This is a genomic window from Paenarthrobacter sp. NPDC091711 (genome assembly GCF_044756605.1).
GTDB lineage: Bacteria > Actinomycetota > Actinomycetes > Actinomycetales > Micrococcaceae > Arthrobacter.
In genome coordinates this window covers 71,722-86,703 of sequence record NZ_JBIVTF010000009.1, presented here as the reverse complement: position 1 = coordinate 86,703, position 14,982 = coordinate 71,722, and the positions used below count along the sequence as shown (strand labels likewise).

At 63.0% G+C, this 14,982-nt stretch carries 12 protein-coding genes; 5 read left to right on the top strand and 7 right to left on the bottom strand.

The window, feature by feature from the left end:
• Positions 1-47: 47 nt before the first annotated feature.
• Positions 48-857 carry an HAD family hydrolase gene (locus tag ACIQH5_RS14585; RefSeq protein WP_400404691.1) on the bottom strand — a complete coding sequence of 270 codons (810 nt, stop codon included), beginning with the start codon at positions 855-857 and terminating at the stop codon, positions 48-50.
• A 71-nt stretch (positions 858-928) separates the two neighbouring features.
• Here ACIQH5_RS14585 and ACIQH5_RS14580 point away from each other — a divergent pair, with 71 nt between their 5' ends.
• Positions 929-1,990, top strand: coding sequence for a glutathione S-transferase family protein (locus tag ACIQH5_RS14580; protein ID WP_400404515.1), 1,062 nt, complete (start codon positions 929-931; stop codon positions 1,988-1,990).
• Positions 1,991-1,993: 3 nt separating this feature from the next.
• Here ACIQH5_RS14580 and ACIQH5_RS14575 read toward each other — a convergent pair whose 3' ends face one another.
• Positions 1,994-2,929, bottom strand: a complete 936-nt coding sequence (locus ACIQH5_RS14575; RefSeq protein ID WP_400404513.1) for a carbohydrate kinase — start codon at positions 2,927-2,929, stop codon at positions 1,994-1,996.
• Positions 2,930-2,970: 41 nt separating this feature from the next.
• The gene (locus ACIQH5_RS14570; protein WP_062072320.1) at positions 2,971-3,792 is read right to left on the bottom strand and encodes an alpha/beta hydrolase; all 822 of its coding nucleotides are present in this window, start codon (positions 3,790-3,792) and stop codon (positions 2,971-2,973) included.
• A gap of 110 nt (positions 3,793-3,902) precedes the next feature.
• On the opposite strand from ACIQH5_RS14570, the gene ACIQH5_RS14565 reads away from it, so the two are divergent.
• From ACIQH5_RS14565 to ACIQH5_RS14555, 3 genes are all read left to right on the top strand, one after another.
• Entirely contained in the window at positions 3,903-5,009 is a 1,107-nt protein-coding gene (locus ACIQH5_RS14565; protein ID WP_400404510.1) for a GTP pyrophosphokinase family protein, read from the top strand.
• A 21-nt stretch (positions 5,010-5,030) separates the two neighbouring features.
• On the top strand, positions 5,031-6,527 hold the full coding sequence (locus tag ACIQH5_RS14560; RefSeq protein ID WP_400404508.1) for a SulP family inorganic anion transporter: 1,497 nt from the start codon (positions 5,031-5,033) through the stop codon (positions 6,525-6,527).
• A gap of 165 nt (positions 6,528-6,692) precedes the next feature.
• Entirely contained in the window at positions 6,693-7,688 is a 996-nt protein-coding gene (locus ACIQH5_RS14555; protein WP_400404506.1) for a bile acid:sodium symporter family protein, read from the top strand.
• 17 nt (positions 7,689-7,705) lie between these two features.
• On the opposite strand, the gene ACIQH5_RS14550 is transcribed toward ACIQH5_RS14555, so the two are convergent.
• The gene (locus ACIQH5_RS14550; protein WP_400404504.1) at positions 7,706-8,710 is read right to left on the bottom strand and encodes a LacI family DNA-binding transcriptional regulator; all 1,005 of its coding nucleotides are present in this window, start codon (positions 8,708-8,710) and stop codon (positions 7,706-7,708) included.
• A 128-nt stretch (positions 8,711-8,838) separates the two neighbouring features.
• Here ACIQH5_RS14550 and ACIQH5_RS14545 point away from each other — a divergent pair, with 128 nt between their 5' ends.
• Positions 8,839-10,086, top strand: coding sequence for a D-arabinono-1,4-lactone oxidase (locus tag ACIQH5_RS14545; RefSeq protein ID WP_400404502.1), 1,248 nt, complete (start codon positions 8,839-8,841; stop codon positions 10,084-10,086).
• 78 nt (positions 10,087-10,164) lie between these two features.
• On the opposite strand, the gene ACIQH5_RS14540 is transcribed toward ACIQH5_RS14545, so the two are convergent.
• Genes ACIQH5_RS14540 through ACIQH5_RS14530 form a run of 3 tightly spaced genes read right to left on the bottom strand, consistent with a single transcriptional unit; the run spans position 10,165 to position 14,947 of the window.
• Positions 10,165-11,925 carry an acetyl/propionyl/methylcrotonyl-CoA carboxylase subunit alpha gene (locus ACIQH5_RS14540; protein ID WP_400404500.1) on the bottom strand — a complete coding sequence of 587 codons (1,761 nt, stop codon included), beginning with the start codon at positions 11,923-11,925 and terminating at the stop codon, positions 10,165-10,167.
• 7 nt (positions 11,926-11,932) lie between these two features.
• Positions 11,933-13,591 (bottom strand): 5-oxoprolinase/urea amidolyase family protein, encoded by a 1,659-nt coding sequence (locus ACIQH5_RS14535; protein ID WP_400404498.1) that lies wholly within the window; start codon positions 13,589-13,591, stop codon positions 11,933-11,935.
• 6 nt (positions 13,592-13,597) lie between these two features.
• Entirely contained in the window at positions 13,598-14,947 is a 1,350-nt protein-coding gene (locus ACIQH5_RS14530; RefSeq protein ID WP_400404496.1) for an MFS transporter, read from the bottom strand.
• Between the last annotated feature and the right edge of the window lie 35 nt (positions 14,948-14,982).

Sequence of the window (14,982 nt, the reverse complement as noted above, 5' to 3'; positions counted from 1 at the left end):
TGCGAACTCTGGCTGGCAGGAATCGGACATCACCAGGGCGGTACCGACTAAACCCGCTGCTCGGTGAGCTTTGCCTCGAGAATCTGGGCCACGCCGTCGTCGTCGAAGTGCGGCGCCTGCTGCCCGGCGGCGAGGATGGCTTCCGGGTGTCCGCTGGCCATCGCATAACCGTGACCGGCCCAGCGGAGCATCTCAATGTCATTGGGCATGTCCCCGAACGCCACGACGTCGGCCGCTTCGATTCCCAGCGACTCGGCGTACTGAGCCAAAGTGACGGCCTTGTTGATGCCGGGAACGGACATCTCCAGCATCGCGGTCCGTGGCGCTGAGTGGGTGGTGCTCACCAGGTGCGCCACGGCCGGCTGCACTTCGGCGAGGAACTCGTCCGGCGTTCCCTTGCGGGTGATTGCCAGGAATTTTACGACGGCGTCATCCGCCGTGAGCGTCTCGGCCAGCGGTTTGGGGGTGAACTCGGCGAGGAGCTCGCTGGTTTCGTTCTCAATGAAGCCCGGTTCCAGCTGGAAACCCGTGAGGGTCTCTACAGCGAACAGGGCGTCAGGCCGGAGGGATTTGATGATGCGGCGTGCCTCAAAGACGGACTCGGCATCGAGAGCACAGGATGAAAGTGCCTTCTCGGTTTCGAGGTCCCACACCACGGCACCGTTGGAACAGATCACGATCCCACTGTGACCCAGTTGGTCCTGGAGCGGGGACAACCAGCGCGGCGGACGACCCGTGACGAAGACGAGTTCCACCCCTGCGTCGCGGCACGCTTGGAATGCCTTGATGGTCCGGTCACTGATCTTGCCGTCGTGACCGAGGATGGTGCCGTCAATATCGCTTGCTACGAGCCGCATCATGCCAGTCTACGTGGGCGTACCGGCCCACAAGGTCGCGCGGTTCGGGGAGCCCGGCATAGTGTGAAGTCATGAGTGAGAAGACCAGCGAAGTCGAAGAACACAGCACCCGGGGGGCCTACGTCACTGGAGGCGAGTTCACCCGGGACACCAATTACATCGAGGACAGGATCACCCGCGACGGCTCCGCCGGACCCAACGGCGAGCCTGGCTGGCCCGTAGAACCGGGACGTTACCGCTTGGTGGCAGCGCGCGCTTGCCCGTGGGCCAACCGTGCCGTGATCGTCCGCCGGCTTCTCGGCTTGGAGGATGTCATCAGCCTCGGCCAACCTGGCCCTACCCACGACGCCAGATCCTGGACCTTCGACCTCGACCCGGATGGCAAGGACCCGGTACTTGGCATCGAGCGCCTGCAGGAAGCATTTTTCCGCCGCTTCCCGGACTACCCTCGCGGCATCACGGTCCCAGCAATGGTGGACGTCCCCAGCGGCGCAGTAGTCACCAACAACTTCCCCCAAATCACACTGGACTTCTCCACTGAATGGACCGAATTCCACCGTCCCGGAGCGCCGCAGCTGTACCCGGAGCACCTGCGCGAGGAAATCGACCAGGTCAACAAGCGCGTCTTCACGGAGGTCAACAACGGCGTCTACCGGTGCGGCTTCGCCGGATCCCAGGAAGCGTATGAGGCCGCGTACAACCGGCTGTGGACTGCCTTGGACTGGCTGGAGGAACGGCTCACCGGCCAGCGCTACCTTGTAGGTGACTCCATCACCGAGGCTGACGTGCGGCTCTTCACCACGTTGGCCCGTTTCGATGCCGTCTACCACGGACACTTCAAATGCAACCGCAACAAGCTCAGCGAGATGCCGGCACTGTGGGCGTATGCAAGGGATCTGTTCCAGACACCGGGCTTCGGGGACACCATTGATTTCGTGCAGATCAAGCAGCACTACTACATGGTTCACGAGGATATTAACCCCACCAGAATCGTTCCCGTGGGCCCGGACCTATCTGGCTGGCTCACCGATCACGGACGGGAATCCTTGGGTGGAAGCCCGTTCGGTCAGGGCACACCGCCGGGACCCGTCAAAGCCGGCGAGGTAGTGGCCGACGGGCACGGGGCCAGCTAGGACCTACCCCACGCCATGGTTGAGCTCAGCCCGCGTGGGCGGATTCGCTCCCGCACGTGACACCGTGACAGCGGCCGCGCGAGTGGCGTGATCCATGATGGCGCTCAGAGTTTCCACTGGCATCGCCCGGAGATCGGACCGGTTCTGCGCGCCGTCCAAGCCATGGTCCACAATGGCGGACAACAAACCCGCCATGAAGGAATCGCCTGCGCCCACGGTGTCCACCACATTCACGGAGGGCGCGGAAATCTGGGTTTCCCCTGCCCGGGAAACGCCCCATGGCCCACGTGAACCACGGGTGACCACCACTAGAGCCGGCCCTTCTTCGCCGCCCAAGGACAGCCAGCGGCGAGCGGATTCCACCGGATCTACACCGGGGTACAGCCATTCGAGGTCCTCGTCCGAGGCCTTCACCACGTCAGACAGCACCACGAAGCGCTCGGCTTGTGTGCGTGCATACTCAACATCCGTGATGATGCTGGGCCGGCAGTTGGGATCGAAACTGATGGTGCTGCCCGGGTGGGCGTGCTCGACGGCGGCAATCACCTCGGCGGCGCCCGGCTCCAGGAAGGTGGCAATGGAACCGGTGTGCAGCAGGGTGGAGCCCTGCAGCATGAGCGGCAACCGTCCGGCGAGTCCGGGAAGCTCCCAGGCGAGATCGAACGCGTAGGTGGCGGCGCCGTCGTCGTCGATCTGCGCGGTGGCCACACTGGTTGGTTTCTCGTCAGGCGGAAGCGGAACCATCACCGAGCTGGAACGGAGGTGCGCAGCAATGGAATCGCCGTACGCGTCCCGGCCGTAGCGCCCAATGAACTGCACCGGGTGATCCAGCCGTGCCAGACCGACGGCAACGTTCAGCGGACTCCCGCCCACGTGCGCCTCAATTCCCGAGGAGCGTTGAACGACGTCCACCAGGGCTTCACCAATGACTGTCAGCATGGGGACCACTCTGCCAGAGGCGGGCCCTCACCACCCACAGATTACGAGAGCAGCCGTTGCACCAATTCGCGGCATTTCTTGTAGGCCACGGCCTTGGGATCGATGAGGTCGAAGTGGTCGCCGGGGACGCGCAGCAGCTGGGCCGCACTTCCGGCCGCCGTTGCGGCAGCCACATACGCTTCGGATTGGCTCGCGGGAACGTCCTCGTCATCCGTGGCATGCACGGCATAAACGGGAACGTTGATGGGCAGGGAACTCATGGGGTCCGCGTATTTATGCCGTTTAGGGAATCTATGGGAATCGCCGCCCATGAGGTTGCAGACGGCTCCGTTGCTGAGGTTCAGCTTCTCCGCCGCCGCCAGGTTCAAGAGGCCCGACTGACTCACCACGCCGGTCAGGTGCACAGCGTTGTCCTCCGATCCCCGCTGGAGTTGACGGTCGGCGTCAGGCGTTCCGATGGAGGATAGCTTCTGCCGTCCGGCAGCCCAGACGGCCAGGTGGCCGCCGGCTGAGTGGCCGAGTGCCACCACTTTGCCGAGTTGGAGATCGTGCTCACCGGCGATTTCGGACAGGTGGTCGATGCCCGCCAGGATGTCCTCGAAGGTATGGGGCCAGCCACCGCCATTCCCGGCCCGCCGGTACTCGAGGTTCCACGCGGTGATTCCATGCGCTGCAAGGTCCCGGGCAAGGGGCTCCCCGAGCTCAGCGCCATACTGTGAGCGCCAGTAGCCGCCATGGATCACAACGGCGATTCCACCGGCCACGCTGGACGCGCCGCGATGGTTTCCGTTGGACGGTTCAGGTATGAAGAGTTCGCCCCATTGGCTGGGGTGTTCGCCGTAGCTGTACTTGTGCCGCAACATTGCGCCCTCCTTTGTACTGAGCCTATCGTGACGATTCGGTAGTTTGGCTAGAGGCACCCCGACGGCGGGTGGCTCGGTTCAGTGTCGGACCCGCCCCGTAAGCTGGGGGCATGGCAAGCAATTGGGACAGCCTGGACCAGGCTCAGCGTGACTCTGTGGATGCGAACGTGGCGCTCTATGAGCGTGTTCGCCCTGCATTGAAGCGGGTCACGCGGGATGTTCTGCTCACTTTGCGGGACATGTTGAACGACGCTGAGGTCACTCCCTTGTTCGTCACGGGACGGACCAAAACCGTGGAGTCATTCCGCGAAAAGATTTCCCGCACGGATGATCCCCTGGAGCCGGGCGGTCCGCGGGTTTTGAAATTCCCGGACCCTTTCCGCACGTTGAATGACATGGTGGGCATCCGTGTCATCACCAAACTGCCTGCTGAAAACGCGGCGGTAGCCAACATCATCAAGCGGCAGCGCCAACTTTTTGATTGCCGCGGCGATCGCGAGAAGGACATCGGCTCCATCGAGTCCGGAACCTATGGATACTCCAGCCGCCACCTCATTCTGCGGACCATCCAGAACGAGGCCGTGAAGGAGTACCAGCACGTCTTCAACCCGGACATGCCCGCCAACGGCAGCTACTTCTTCGAATGCCAGATCCGTACCGTGTTTGCGCATGCCTGGAGCGAGATCGAGCACGACATCCGCTTCAAGGCCGAAGACCCGCGCGCCTGGACGCCGCATTTCGATCGCCAGTTCACGGCCACAGCGGCCATGTTGGAAACCGTGGAGAGCGCCTTCGCGGATCTTCATGAACGCTACGAGGAAGTCCGTAGCTACTGGGACCTCGAAGGTGAGGGTGGCTCGCCGCTGACGCCAAACCGGGTTCGTGACGTCTGGCGTACCCTCTTGCCGCACGTTGACCGTAAAGTTGATGACGACTGGGGATGGGCCGCTGAACTGCTCGCCGCCCACGGACTCACCAAAACCGTGGAACTTGCCGGGCTGCTCAGTGCCAACCGGATCACCGAGGTCCGCAAGGCCCTGGACCACCGCTACTCCCCCGGCCCCGACCGCCTCCTGGACGACCTCCTGCTGTGGCAGTACGGAACCGAACACATTGATCTCACCGCTGAGGCGCCCGACGTCGTCCCGCACCCGCGGCGCGACAGCCTCCTGCGGCGTCTTAAGCAGATTGAGCGTTACCGCCAGACTGCCATATAAAAGACCGCACTGTAAGGACCCATGACACCCGAGCAACTCATGTCACTGCGGGCGACCTTCCGCTCGCCCCGCCGCCTGCTGACGGAGTCCCTTGCGGGGCTCGTGGTGGCTTTGGCGCTGATCCCCGAGGCCATCGCATTCTCAGTGATTGCCGGCGTGGATCCTCGGATCGGTTTGTTTGCATCGTTCACCATGGGCGTGGTCACTGCCATCGTGGGCGGGCGTCCCGCCATGATTTCCGCGGCCACCGGAGCTGTTGCTTTGGTAATTGCACCGGTGATGAAGGAACACGGGCTGGACTACCTCATTGCCACGATCATCCTGGCGGGCGTCTTCCAGATCATCCTGGCCATTCTGGGCGTCACCAAGCTGATGCGTTTCATCCCGCGGTCCGTGATGATCGGCTTCGTGAATGCCTTGGCAATCCTGGTGTTCATGTCCCAGATGCCGGAGCTCTTCAACGTGCCGTGGATGGTCTATCCCATAATCGTTGTGGGTTTGGTGATCGTGTTCGGGCTGCCCCGCATCACCACAGCCATACCCGCGCCGTTGGTAGCGATTGTTGTCATCACGCTGGTGACTGCTCTGGGGAACATCGACGTTCCCACCGTCAGCGACAAGGGTGAACTCCCGGACAGCCTGCCCGGGTTCTTCCTGCCCAACGTTCCGTTGAACCTGGAGACGTTCCAGATCATTGCACCCTTCGCCTTGTCCATGGCGATGGTGGGCCTGCTGGAATCCCTGATGACCGCCAAACTGGTGGATGACATTACTGACACCCGTTCCAATAAGACCCGCGTCTCTTGGGGCCAGGGTGCCGCCAACATCATCACTGGTTTCCTTGGTGGCCTGGGTGGTTGCGCGGTGATCGGTCAGACCATGATCAACGTCAAGGGCTCGGGGGCTCGAAGCCGGCTTTCCACGTTCCTGGCCGGCGTTTTCCTGCTGGTACTGGTTGTGGTCCTGGGCGATGTTGTGGGCATGATCCCCATGGCGGCGTTGGTGGCGGTGATGATCTTCGTTTCATTGATCACCTTCGACTGGCACTCCATCCGGATCTCCACCCTCAAACGGCTACCAAAATCTGAAACAGCCATCATGCTCGTCACTGTTGCCGCTGTAGTGGCGACGCACAACCTCGCGGTGGGTGTCGGCGTCGGCGTCTTGACCGCCATGGTGCTCTTTGCGCGGCGGGTGGCCCATTTCGCGACCGTTGAGCGGACGGAACTGAAACTCAACGGCGAAAACGTTGCGACGTACACGGTTGACGGCGAATTGTTCTTCGCTTCCTCTAATGATCTGTACACCCAGTTCGACTATGCGAAAGATTCCTCAGAGGGCATAGATCGGGTGATCATCGATTTGCATGGCTCGCACATCTGGGATGCCTCCACGGTTGCTGTGCTGGACTCGGTCACCGAGAAGTACCGGAATCATGGGCGTGAGGTGGAGTTCATCGGGCTCAACGAGGCGAGTGTTCGCATGCGTGAGCGGCTGGCCGGGAAGCTCAACTCCTAACCTCGCCCTCCTCCCCCAACTGTGTAGCAGTTCGGGTCGTTCTGGGCCCTCAAAACGACGTGAACTGTTACTCAGTTGGGCGGGAAACAGCGGTCATCTGACATATACGCTTCCGCGAATGTAACGAATTCGCTCCCCTTGGGCACCGAATGTGAGCATGGATGAATGCTTGAGGCAACCAATTCCCCTTCCAAAACCGAAGAACCCGCTGCGCCCGTCAATGCCGCGTTGGCCGCTGAAGCCAAGATTGCGCGCGTTGCCGTCACGGTCTTCCCGCTTCTAGTGGTGGTTGCCGGCGTTCTCGGCTTCCTGGTTCCGGATCTGTTCAAACCGATGGGTGTTGCCGTCCCTTACCTGCTGGGCGTCATCATGTTCTGCATGGGCCTCACTCTGACCCCGCCGGACTTCGCCTCGGTGGCCCGCCGTCCGTGGGCTGTGGCATTGGGAATTGTGGCGCACTACGTGATCATGCCTGGAGCAGGCTGGCTCATTGCGGTCCTTCTGCAGCTGCCGCCGGAACTGGCCGTCGGTTTGATCCTCGTTGGCTGCGCTCCCTCCGGCACTGCATCCAACGTCATGGCGTTCCTTGCCAAGGGTGATGTTGCCCTGTCCGTGGCTGTCGCCTCGGTCTCCACGCTCATCGCACCCCTCGTGACACCCGCGCTGACGCTCTTCCTGGCCGGATCCTTCCTGCATATCGATGCCGGTGCCATGGTGATGGACATCGTGAAGACCGTGCTGCTGCCGGTCATCGCAGGCCTCCTCGCCCGCCTCTTCCTTTCCAAGGTTGTGGCGAAGGTTCTCCCGGCGCTTCCGTGGGCTTCCGCCGTCGTGATTTCCCTGATTGTCGCGATCGTCGTAGCGGGCAGTGCCAGCAAGATCGTTGCCGCCGGAGGAATCGTGTTCCTGGCCGTAGTCCTCCACAACGGTTTCGGCCTGGGGCTTGGATACCTGGCCGGCAAGCTCGGCCGCCTGGATGACAAGGCACGCCGTGCCCTGGCATTCGAGGTCGGTATGCAGAACTCCGGCCTGGCCGCAACGCTGGCCACCGCACACTTCGGTGCGCTGGCCGCACTGCCGTCCGCCGTGTTCTCCCTGTGGCACAACATCTCGGGCGCGATCGTGGCTGCTTGGCTGGCTCGCCGCCCGCTGAAGGACTAGGCCCGCTGAAGGACTAGTCAGCCGTTGGTAGTGCCGCGCCGGTGCAACTTCCACGGTGACGCAATCCGGACTCCCTCAACGGGGGTGGACCCCGCCAAGCGATCCAGCAACATGCGGACAACCTGCTCGAAGATCGGGTCCGGGCCAACGGTAGTCAAAGCGGGATCGTAGTCTTGCCCCTCCGTGGAATTCCCAACCCCCACAATCTGGACATCCTCAGGCACCCGGAGGCCAAGACGGTAGGCGGCACGGATCGTTTGCAGTGCCTCCATATCGTCGGTGCAGAGGATGGCCGTGGGCCTGTCCTTCAGTTGTAGCAGCTCAAGAGCAGACTGATACGCAGAGGCCGGCCGGTGATGTGAGGTCCTGACCAAGGCCTCGTCCAAGGGAATCCCTGCTTTCTCCAGCCCGGCTGCGTAGGCAGCAAAGCGGCTCTTCGGCCGGCCGGTAGGGTCAGCCCTCCGGATGCAGCCGATTCTGCGGTGTGACGCCGTGAGGAACTCCATGCACTCTGCGAGTCCGGCGTCGGCTTCAGGAGCAAGGACGTCGAATCCAGCAGGCTCCATGGTCCCTGAGATCACCACTTGGGCAACGCCGCGCCGAGCCAGCTCCGTGACGGTTTCGTCCTCGGACTTCGCCTCAGGGAAGTATCCAATGATGACGCCATCGGCGCCGCCGGACATCATGAACTTCCGCCAGTCGTCGCCCAGCAGGATCACCGGTTGGTAGCCGTGCTGCGGGAGGATTGTTGCTGCAGCCGTGGCAAGGGCCCTGTCCCACGGCCACTCGAGGTTTCCGATGGCCACAGCCACTACGTCCGTCCTGCCCCGACGCATTCCCCGCGCGGCCTGATTCGGCACATACCCGAGTTCCTTGACCGCTGCCAAAACACGGTCCTGGGTGGGCTGACTGATACGGGTGGTGCCACCATGGCGACCTGAGAGCACATAGGACACGGTGGTCAGCGAGACGTCTGCCGCCCTGGCCACATCCCGAATAGTGGGCTTGGATCCCTTGCTCACGTTGCGACTCCTGGTAGACAGCGGATTTCTTGAACTCTATCCGCTGCGGAGTTGGACTCCTCTTGACGCAATTAGTTGTGAACGTTAACAATTGCGGGAGTCTACAAATACAAGCGGGAGATCATTCGATGAAGAACTGGGCAGGAAATCTTGAGTACTCGTCAGCGGACGTTCAACGGCCCACCACCGTGGATCAGCTGCGCGAGCTCGTAACTCATGCAACCCGGATCAAAGCCCTTGGTTCCCGGCACTCCTTCAACACCGTTGCAGACACTGACGGAACTCACATCCTGCTCGATGCCGTCCCCCAGGAAGTGGTGTTGGACACCGCCAAAAGCACGGTCAAGGTCAGTGGTGGCATCAGCTACGGGGCTCTGGGCCGGGCACTTGAGGAACAGGGCTACGCGATCCACAACCTCGCTTCCCTCCCGCACATCTCCGTTGCGGGCGCTATCCAAACCGGCACGCACGGCAGTGGTGTCAACAACCCCTCCCTTGCTGCCGCCGTCGTCAGCGTTGACCTGGTGCGCGCCTCCGGCGAGCTGGTGACCCTTACAGCGGACGACGACGAATTCCTCGCCAGTGTGGTGGGAATGGGTGCACTTGGCATCGTCACAGGGCTGGAACTCGCGGTCCGGCCGAGCTACGAAGTCCGGCAGCGCGTGCTGACCAACCTGTCGTGGGAGCATGCTCTGGCAAACTTCCAGGCCATCGCATCCAGCGCCTACAGCGTCAGCTTCTTCACCAACTACACCGGCGACACCATCCCGCAGGTCTGGCTCAAAGCACTGGACACCGAGGCCCCGCTACCGGACCTGTTCGGAGCAACCCCGGCGACGGCAGCCATGCATCCCCTGCCGGACATGTCTGCCGAGAATTGCACCGAGCAGCTGGACGTCGCAGGGAAGTGGCTGGACCGCTTGCCGCACTTCCGTCACGAGTTCACTCCGAGCAACGGCGAGGAACTCCAAAGCGAGTTCCTCCTGCCCCTGGATCAGGCGCCGGCCGCGCTGCAGGCTGTCCGGGAACTCGCCCCCAAACTCGCGCCGCTCCTGTTCGTCTCCGAAATCCGCACTGTGGCAGCAGATGAGTTCTGGCTCAGCCCGTTCTACCAGCAGCAAAGCGTGGCACTCCACTTCACGTGGAAACCGCTTCAGACCGAGGTGGAAGCAGTGCTGCCCGAGCTCGAGGAAGCCCTGCGTCCGTTCGGTGCACGCCCGCACTGGGGCAAGCTCTTCACGCCCGGCCAGTACGACTTTGCTTCTTTGTATCCGCGGTTCGAGGACTTCCGTGCCCTGGTTCAGGCCAATGACCCTTCCGGCAAGTTCCGGAACGGCTTGCTGGACAGCGTGCTGGGCGTAGCCGTTACGTCCTAAGCCCTAACCACGTTGCCAACCCGCTTTTCCGTCGCTGGGCAGCGATGGAAAAGCGGGTTGGCAACGGAAGAGTGCGATCTACGAGATGTGAGCCAGGACTGCTCCAGCCGTGACCACACCGCCGGGTGCGGAAAGGACTTCGGAGAGCGTACCTGAGCGGTGCGCGGGGACCTGGGTTTCCATTTTCATGGCCTCCAGGACCACCAAAGGGTCACCAGCAGCTACGTCAGCGCCAGGTTCAACGAGCCATTTCACAACAGTGCCGGCCATGCTGGAGACGAGGGCCGATTCGGCGGGTGAGTCTGCACTTGTGACAGAGCCGGGCAGCCCCGTCACGTCCGAGGCAGCTGGTAGTCCCTGACCGGATCGAGCCCAGCCCTCCAAAAGGTCCGCCGGAAGTCCAACGGCCAGGCGTTTGCCGTCCACATCAATGGTGATGGTCCGCCGCTCCCCTTCCGGGGCAAGCACGCTGTATTCGGGATCCACGGGAATCTGGTCTGCGAAGTCGGTCTCTATCCAGCGGGTGTGGATGTTCAAGCCGGCAACCGATGTGAAGTCATCGGATTCCAGAACAGCCCGGTGGAACGGCAGAACAGTGGCCAGCCCCGTGATGTTAATTTCGGCCAGGGCACGGCGCGCACGGCGCAGGGCCTGCTGCCTGTCAGCTCCGGTGACGATCAGTTTGGCCAACAGGGAGTCGAACTGCGGCGCCACGAATGAGCCGGACCGCACCCCTGTGTCCAAGCGGATGCCCGGGCCTGTCGGCGCCTCAAAGGAGGCCACTGTGCCCGGGGACGGCAAGAACCCGCGGCCCACATCCTCGGCGTTGATTCGGAACTCGAACGAGTGGCCTCGCGCAACAGGATCCTCCGTGATGCTCAACGGCAGGCCTGCAGCAATGCGGAATTGCTCCTGCACGAGGTCAATCCCGGCCGTTTCCTCTGTGATGGGATGCTCAACCTGGAGCCGTGTGTTCACCTCGAGGAAGGCCACGGCGCCATCGGCGGACACCAGGAACTCCACCGTTCCGGCCCCGTAATAGCCGGCTTCGCGGACAATGGCTTTTGAGCCCTCATAGATTCGCTGCCGCTGTTCATCACTCAAGAACGGAGCCGGAGCCTCTTCCACCAGCTTCTGGTGACGGCGCTGGAGGGAGCAATCTCGGGTGCCAACTACAACTACGTTGCCGAGTTTGTCCGCAATGATCTGTGCTTCCACGTGCCGCGGCCGGTCAAGGTACTGCTCCACGAAGCACTCGCCACGACCAAAGGCAGCCACAGCTTCGCGGACTGCGGAATCGAACGCTTCCTCAACCTCGGCGAGCTCCCGAACCACTTTCAGTCCCCGGCCGCCACCACCGAACGCCGCTTTGATGGCGAGAGGGAGCCCGTGTTCCTCGGCGAAGGAACGGGCTTCAGCGGCCGACGAAACCGGTCCGTCGCTGCCTGCAACCAAGGGAGCTCCAGCGCGGACGGCGATTTCGCGGGCCGTGATCTTGTTGCCCAACTGACGAATCGACTCCGGTGACGGACCGATCCACTCAAGACCGGCGTCGAGCACTGCTTGGGCAAAGTCCGCATTCTCGGACAGGAAACCGTACCCGGGGTGGACAGCGTCCGCGCCGGACTTCTCCGCAACGGCAATCAGCTTTCCCATGTTCAAGTACGTGTCAGCCGGCGAGTTTCCGTCCAGGCTGTAGGCTTCGTCGGCAGCGCCAACATGCATGGCATCGGCGTCGATGTCTGCGTAAACGGCCACCGACAGGATGCCGGCGTCGTCACAGGCTCGGGCGACGCGGACTGCGATTTCGCCACGGTTCGCGATCAGGACCTTGCGCATCAAATACTCACTTCTCTGGGGTCTTCGTAAAAGTCGTGGAGGCGTCCGGCGAATCCGGTACGAACCGGAACCGGATCTTTCCGCCAATGGGGACCTGCGCGGCGAGATCAAGGTGTTCATCGCGCACCACACCGATCACCGGGTACCCACCGGTGATGGGATGGTCGGCCAGGAACAGGACGGGCAGCCCGGCAGGCGGAATCTGGAGGGCTCCGGCCATGGTGCCCTCGCTGGGAAGTTCGCCCTCCCTCGTGCGCTTCAGCGGTGTGCCATCCAGGCGCATGCCCACCCGGTTGGACTGCGGGGTGACCAGCCATTCCTGGCTGCAGAGGGAATCCAGGGCTTCTTGGTCGAACCAGTCAGCACGCGGCCCGGGGACAACCTCCAGTACCGTGACGCCTGTGCCAGGGAAGTCGGGCTGCAGTTCGGGGGCACCAACCGCTGTGGACGCCGTGTTCTCACCTACAGGGACAACCTGCCTGATGACCAACGGGGCCGGGCCGATCCCGGACATCGTGTCCGCCGAGCGGCTGCCCAAAACCTCGGGAACGTCCACTCCGCCGCGGATCGCCACGTAGTTCCGGAACCCCGACTCGGGAGCACCCAAGGTGAGCACTTCGCCGTCGAGCAACGCGAACGGTGCGGCCATGGGGACGGTCCGCGTCGCGCCCGGCTGGACGTCGCCGTCGTCGGACCCAACCCACGACGGCGACTCGATAGTCAGCGTCGTCAGCGCGCCTGTGACAGCAACTACTTGGTCGCCTACGGCTTCCACGGTGAGGCCACCATTGACGGATTCGATGGCCGCAGCTGAAGCAGCGTTCCCCACAAGCCGGTTGGACCGGCGCAGTGAGGCCCTGTCCAGGGCCCCGGCGGCAGAGACGCCCAGTGGACCGAATCCCCTGCGACCGAGGTCCTGGATCAGGCTCTGTGCACCCGGATTGAGAATCCTTAGTCCGGACTCAGTGTGGTGCTCCTTGTCAGGTTCGCCCACTGGAGAATCACTAGCCGTCACGACCTCGCGGACGGCCCGGTACTGCACACGATCGCCGGGTCGTACCAAAGCTGGCTGGGCCCGGTCCAGATCCCACATCCGTGCGCCGGTCCGGCCGATCAGCTGCCAACCGCCCGGAGACCGACGGGGGTAGACCGCGGAATACTGTCCACCGAGAGCCACCGATCCAGCGGGAACGGCTGTACGAGGGGAAGAGCGCCGTGGAACTGTGAGGGCCTCGTTTTCGCCCACCATGTATCCAAACCCGGGCGCGAAGCCAGCGAAGGCTACGGTCCAGACCTGGCCCGTGTGCGCCGCGACGACGCCCTCCAGGCTCAGTCCGGTGAGCTCCGCGACATCGGCGAGGTCGTCGCCGTCGTACACGGTATCGATGACCACCAGCCCGGAGTCAGTGACCTCCGGAGCAAACAGTTCCAACTCCATGAGCCGTGCGCCGATGGCGCGGGTGGCGGCCGCGGACTCCCCCACCACCATCACCGTCTCCGCGGCGGCGAGAACGTCCACTTGGCCGGGAAGCGGGGACTTGTTGAGCATGTCCTGCAGCGCGAGGACATCCTGCAGGCCATCCAGTTCGGCCAACACGGCGCGGGTGCCGACGGGCCTGACGGAGCGAACCCTCTTGGCTGTGGCTGTGTGCATCACGGTTTCCATTGTTCGTTACGCCGCCGGCTGAGCGTGCGTCCCCTGCATCAGCCGGACATCTTCTTCCGGCTTGGGGTCGCGGCCGAGGAGCATGCCGACAATCGTGACAACAGCGGCCACCAGGATGTAAACGGCGATCAGGTACCAGCCGCCGCCCGCAGCGCCGTACAGTGCGGTGAAGATGATGGGAGCAACGGCTCCACCAATGACGCCAGCCAGGGTGTAAGCCAGCGAGCTGCCAGCGTAGCGGAGCCTGGCCGGGAACTGCTCGGTGATGAAGGCCGCCTGGGGGCCGTACATGAAGGCGTGCAATGCCAGGCCGATCACGGTGCCGACTGTCAGCATGGCTACGGACTTGCCCTGGATCATCAGGAAGAACAAGGGAATGTAAGCAGCTGTGGCAGCTGCGGCGATTCCGTAAACCCAGCGACGGTTGAAACGGTCCGTCAGCGCTCCGGCGGCGGGGATCAGGAAGAGCTGGAATGCGGAGCCGATCAAGATGGCAGACAGAACGTTGCCAGTGGTCATGCCCAGTTCCTTGGTGGCATAAACCGCCACAAACACGGTGAACAGCGCGTAAAGGATGTCAGGGCACACACGGGAAAGCGCTGCTGCCACCAAAGCCTTGGGCTGGGTGGTGAACACTTCCTTGATAGGAGCCTTGGGGCGATCCCCGTGGGCCTGGATGGCCTTGAAGACAGGGGTTTCTTCAAGCTTGAGCCGGATGATCAGGCCGAAGACCACCAGGAGTGCGGAAGCCAGGAAGGCTACGCGCCAGCCCCAGGAGAGGAAGGCCTCTTCACTCAGTGAAGCGGCGAGAATGGCCAGAACACCGTTGGCCATGAGGTTGCCGGCGGGCGGGCCGATCTGGGCCGCGGAAGACCAGAAGCCGCGCTTGTTGGGGTCGCCGAATTCGCTGGACAGCAGCACTGCACCGCCCCACTCGCCGCCAACGCCAATGCCCTGCGCCAAACGCAGCAACACAAGAATGGTGGGGGCCGCGACGCCGATCACCGAGTAGTCCGGCAGCGCACCGATGAGGACCGTGGCCACGCCGATCAGGACGAGCGTGAACACCAGGACGTACTTACGGCCAATCTTGTCTCCCAGGCGTCCGAAGATCACGCCACCAATCGGGCGGGCCAGGTAGCCAACTGCAAAGGCTGAGAAGGAGAGGAGCAACGCCACGAATTCGTCGTTGCCAGGGAAGAAGATCTTGGGGAACACGAGGGCCGAGGCCACGGAGTAGATAGCGAAGTCGTAGTACTCAAGCGAGGTTCCGGTGAGACTTGCGACGTACGCCTTGATGGCACCGGGCGGTGGCTTCCTTGTCACTGCCTTGGATGCGTTGTTGGTGCTGGTCATGATGTCCTCCGGGGGGATGAGGGATGGTGCGGGGC

Coding starts and splice junctions, on each gene's coding strand:
- ACIQH5_RS14585 (WP_400404691.1), bottom strand. CDS start 857: ATGCGGCTCGTAGCAAGCGATATTGACGGCACCATCCTCGGTCACGAC.
- ACIQH5_RS14580 (WP_400404515.1), top strand. CDS start 929: ATGAGTGAGAAGACCAGCGAAGTCGAAGAACACAGCACCCGGGGGGCC.
- ACIQH5_RS14575 (WP_400404513.1), bottom strand. CDS start 2,929: ATGCTGACAGTCATTGGTGAAGCCCTGGTGGACGTCGTTCAACGCTCC.
- ACIQH5_RS14570 (WP_062072320.1), bottom strand. CDS start 3,792: ATGTTGCGGCACAAGTACAGCTACGGCGAACACCCCAGCCAATGGGGC.
- ACIQH5_RS14565 (WP_400404510.1), top strand. CDS start 3,903: ATGGCAAGCAATTGGGACAGCCTGGACCAGGCTCAGCGTGACTCTGTG.
- ACIQH5_RS14560 (WP_400404508.1), top strand. CDS start 5,031: ATGACACCCGAGCAACTCATGTCACTGCGGGCGACCTTCCGCTCGCCC.
- ACIQH5_RS14555 (WP_400404506.1), top strand. CDS start 6,693: ATGCTTGAGGCAACCAATTCCCCTTCCAAAACCGAAGAACCCGCTGCG.
- ACIQH5_RS14545 (WP_400404502.1), top strand. CDS start 8,839: ATGAAGAACTGGGCAGGAAATCTTGAGTACTCGTCAGCGGACGTTCAA.
- ACIQH5_RS14540 (WP_400404500.1), bottom strand. CDS start 11,925: ATGCGCAAGGTCCTGATCGCGAACCGTGGCGAAATCGCAGTCCGCGTC.
- ACIQH5_RS14535 (WP_400404498.1), bottom strand. CDS start 13,591: ATGGAAACCGTGATGCACACAGCCACAGCCAAGAGGGTTCGCTCCGTC.
- ACIQH5_RS14530 (WP_400404496.1), bottom strand. CDS start 14,947: ATGACCAGCACCAACAACGCATCCAAGGCAGTGACAAGGAAGCCACCG.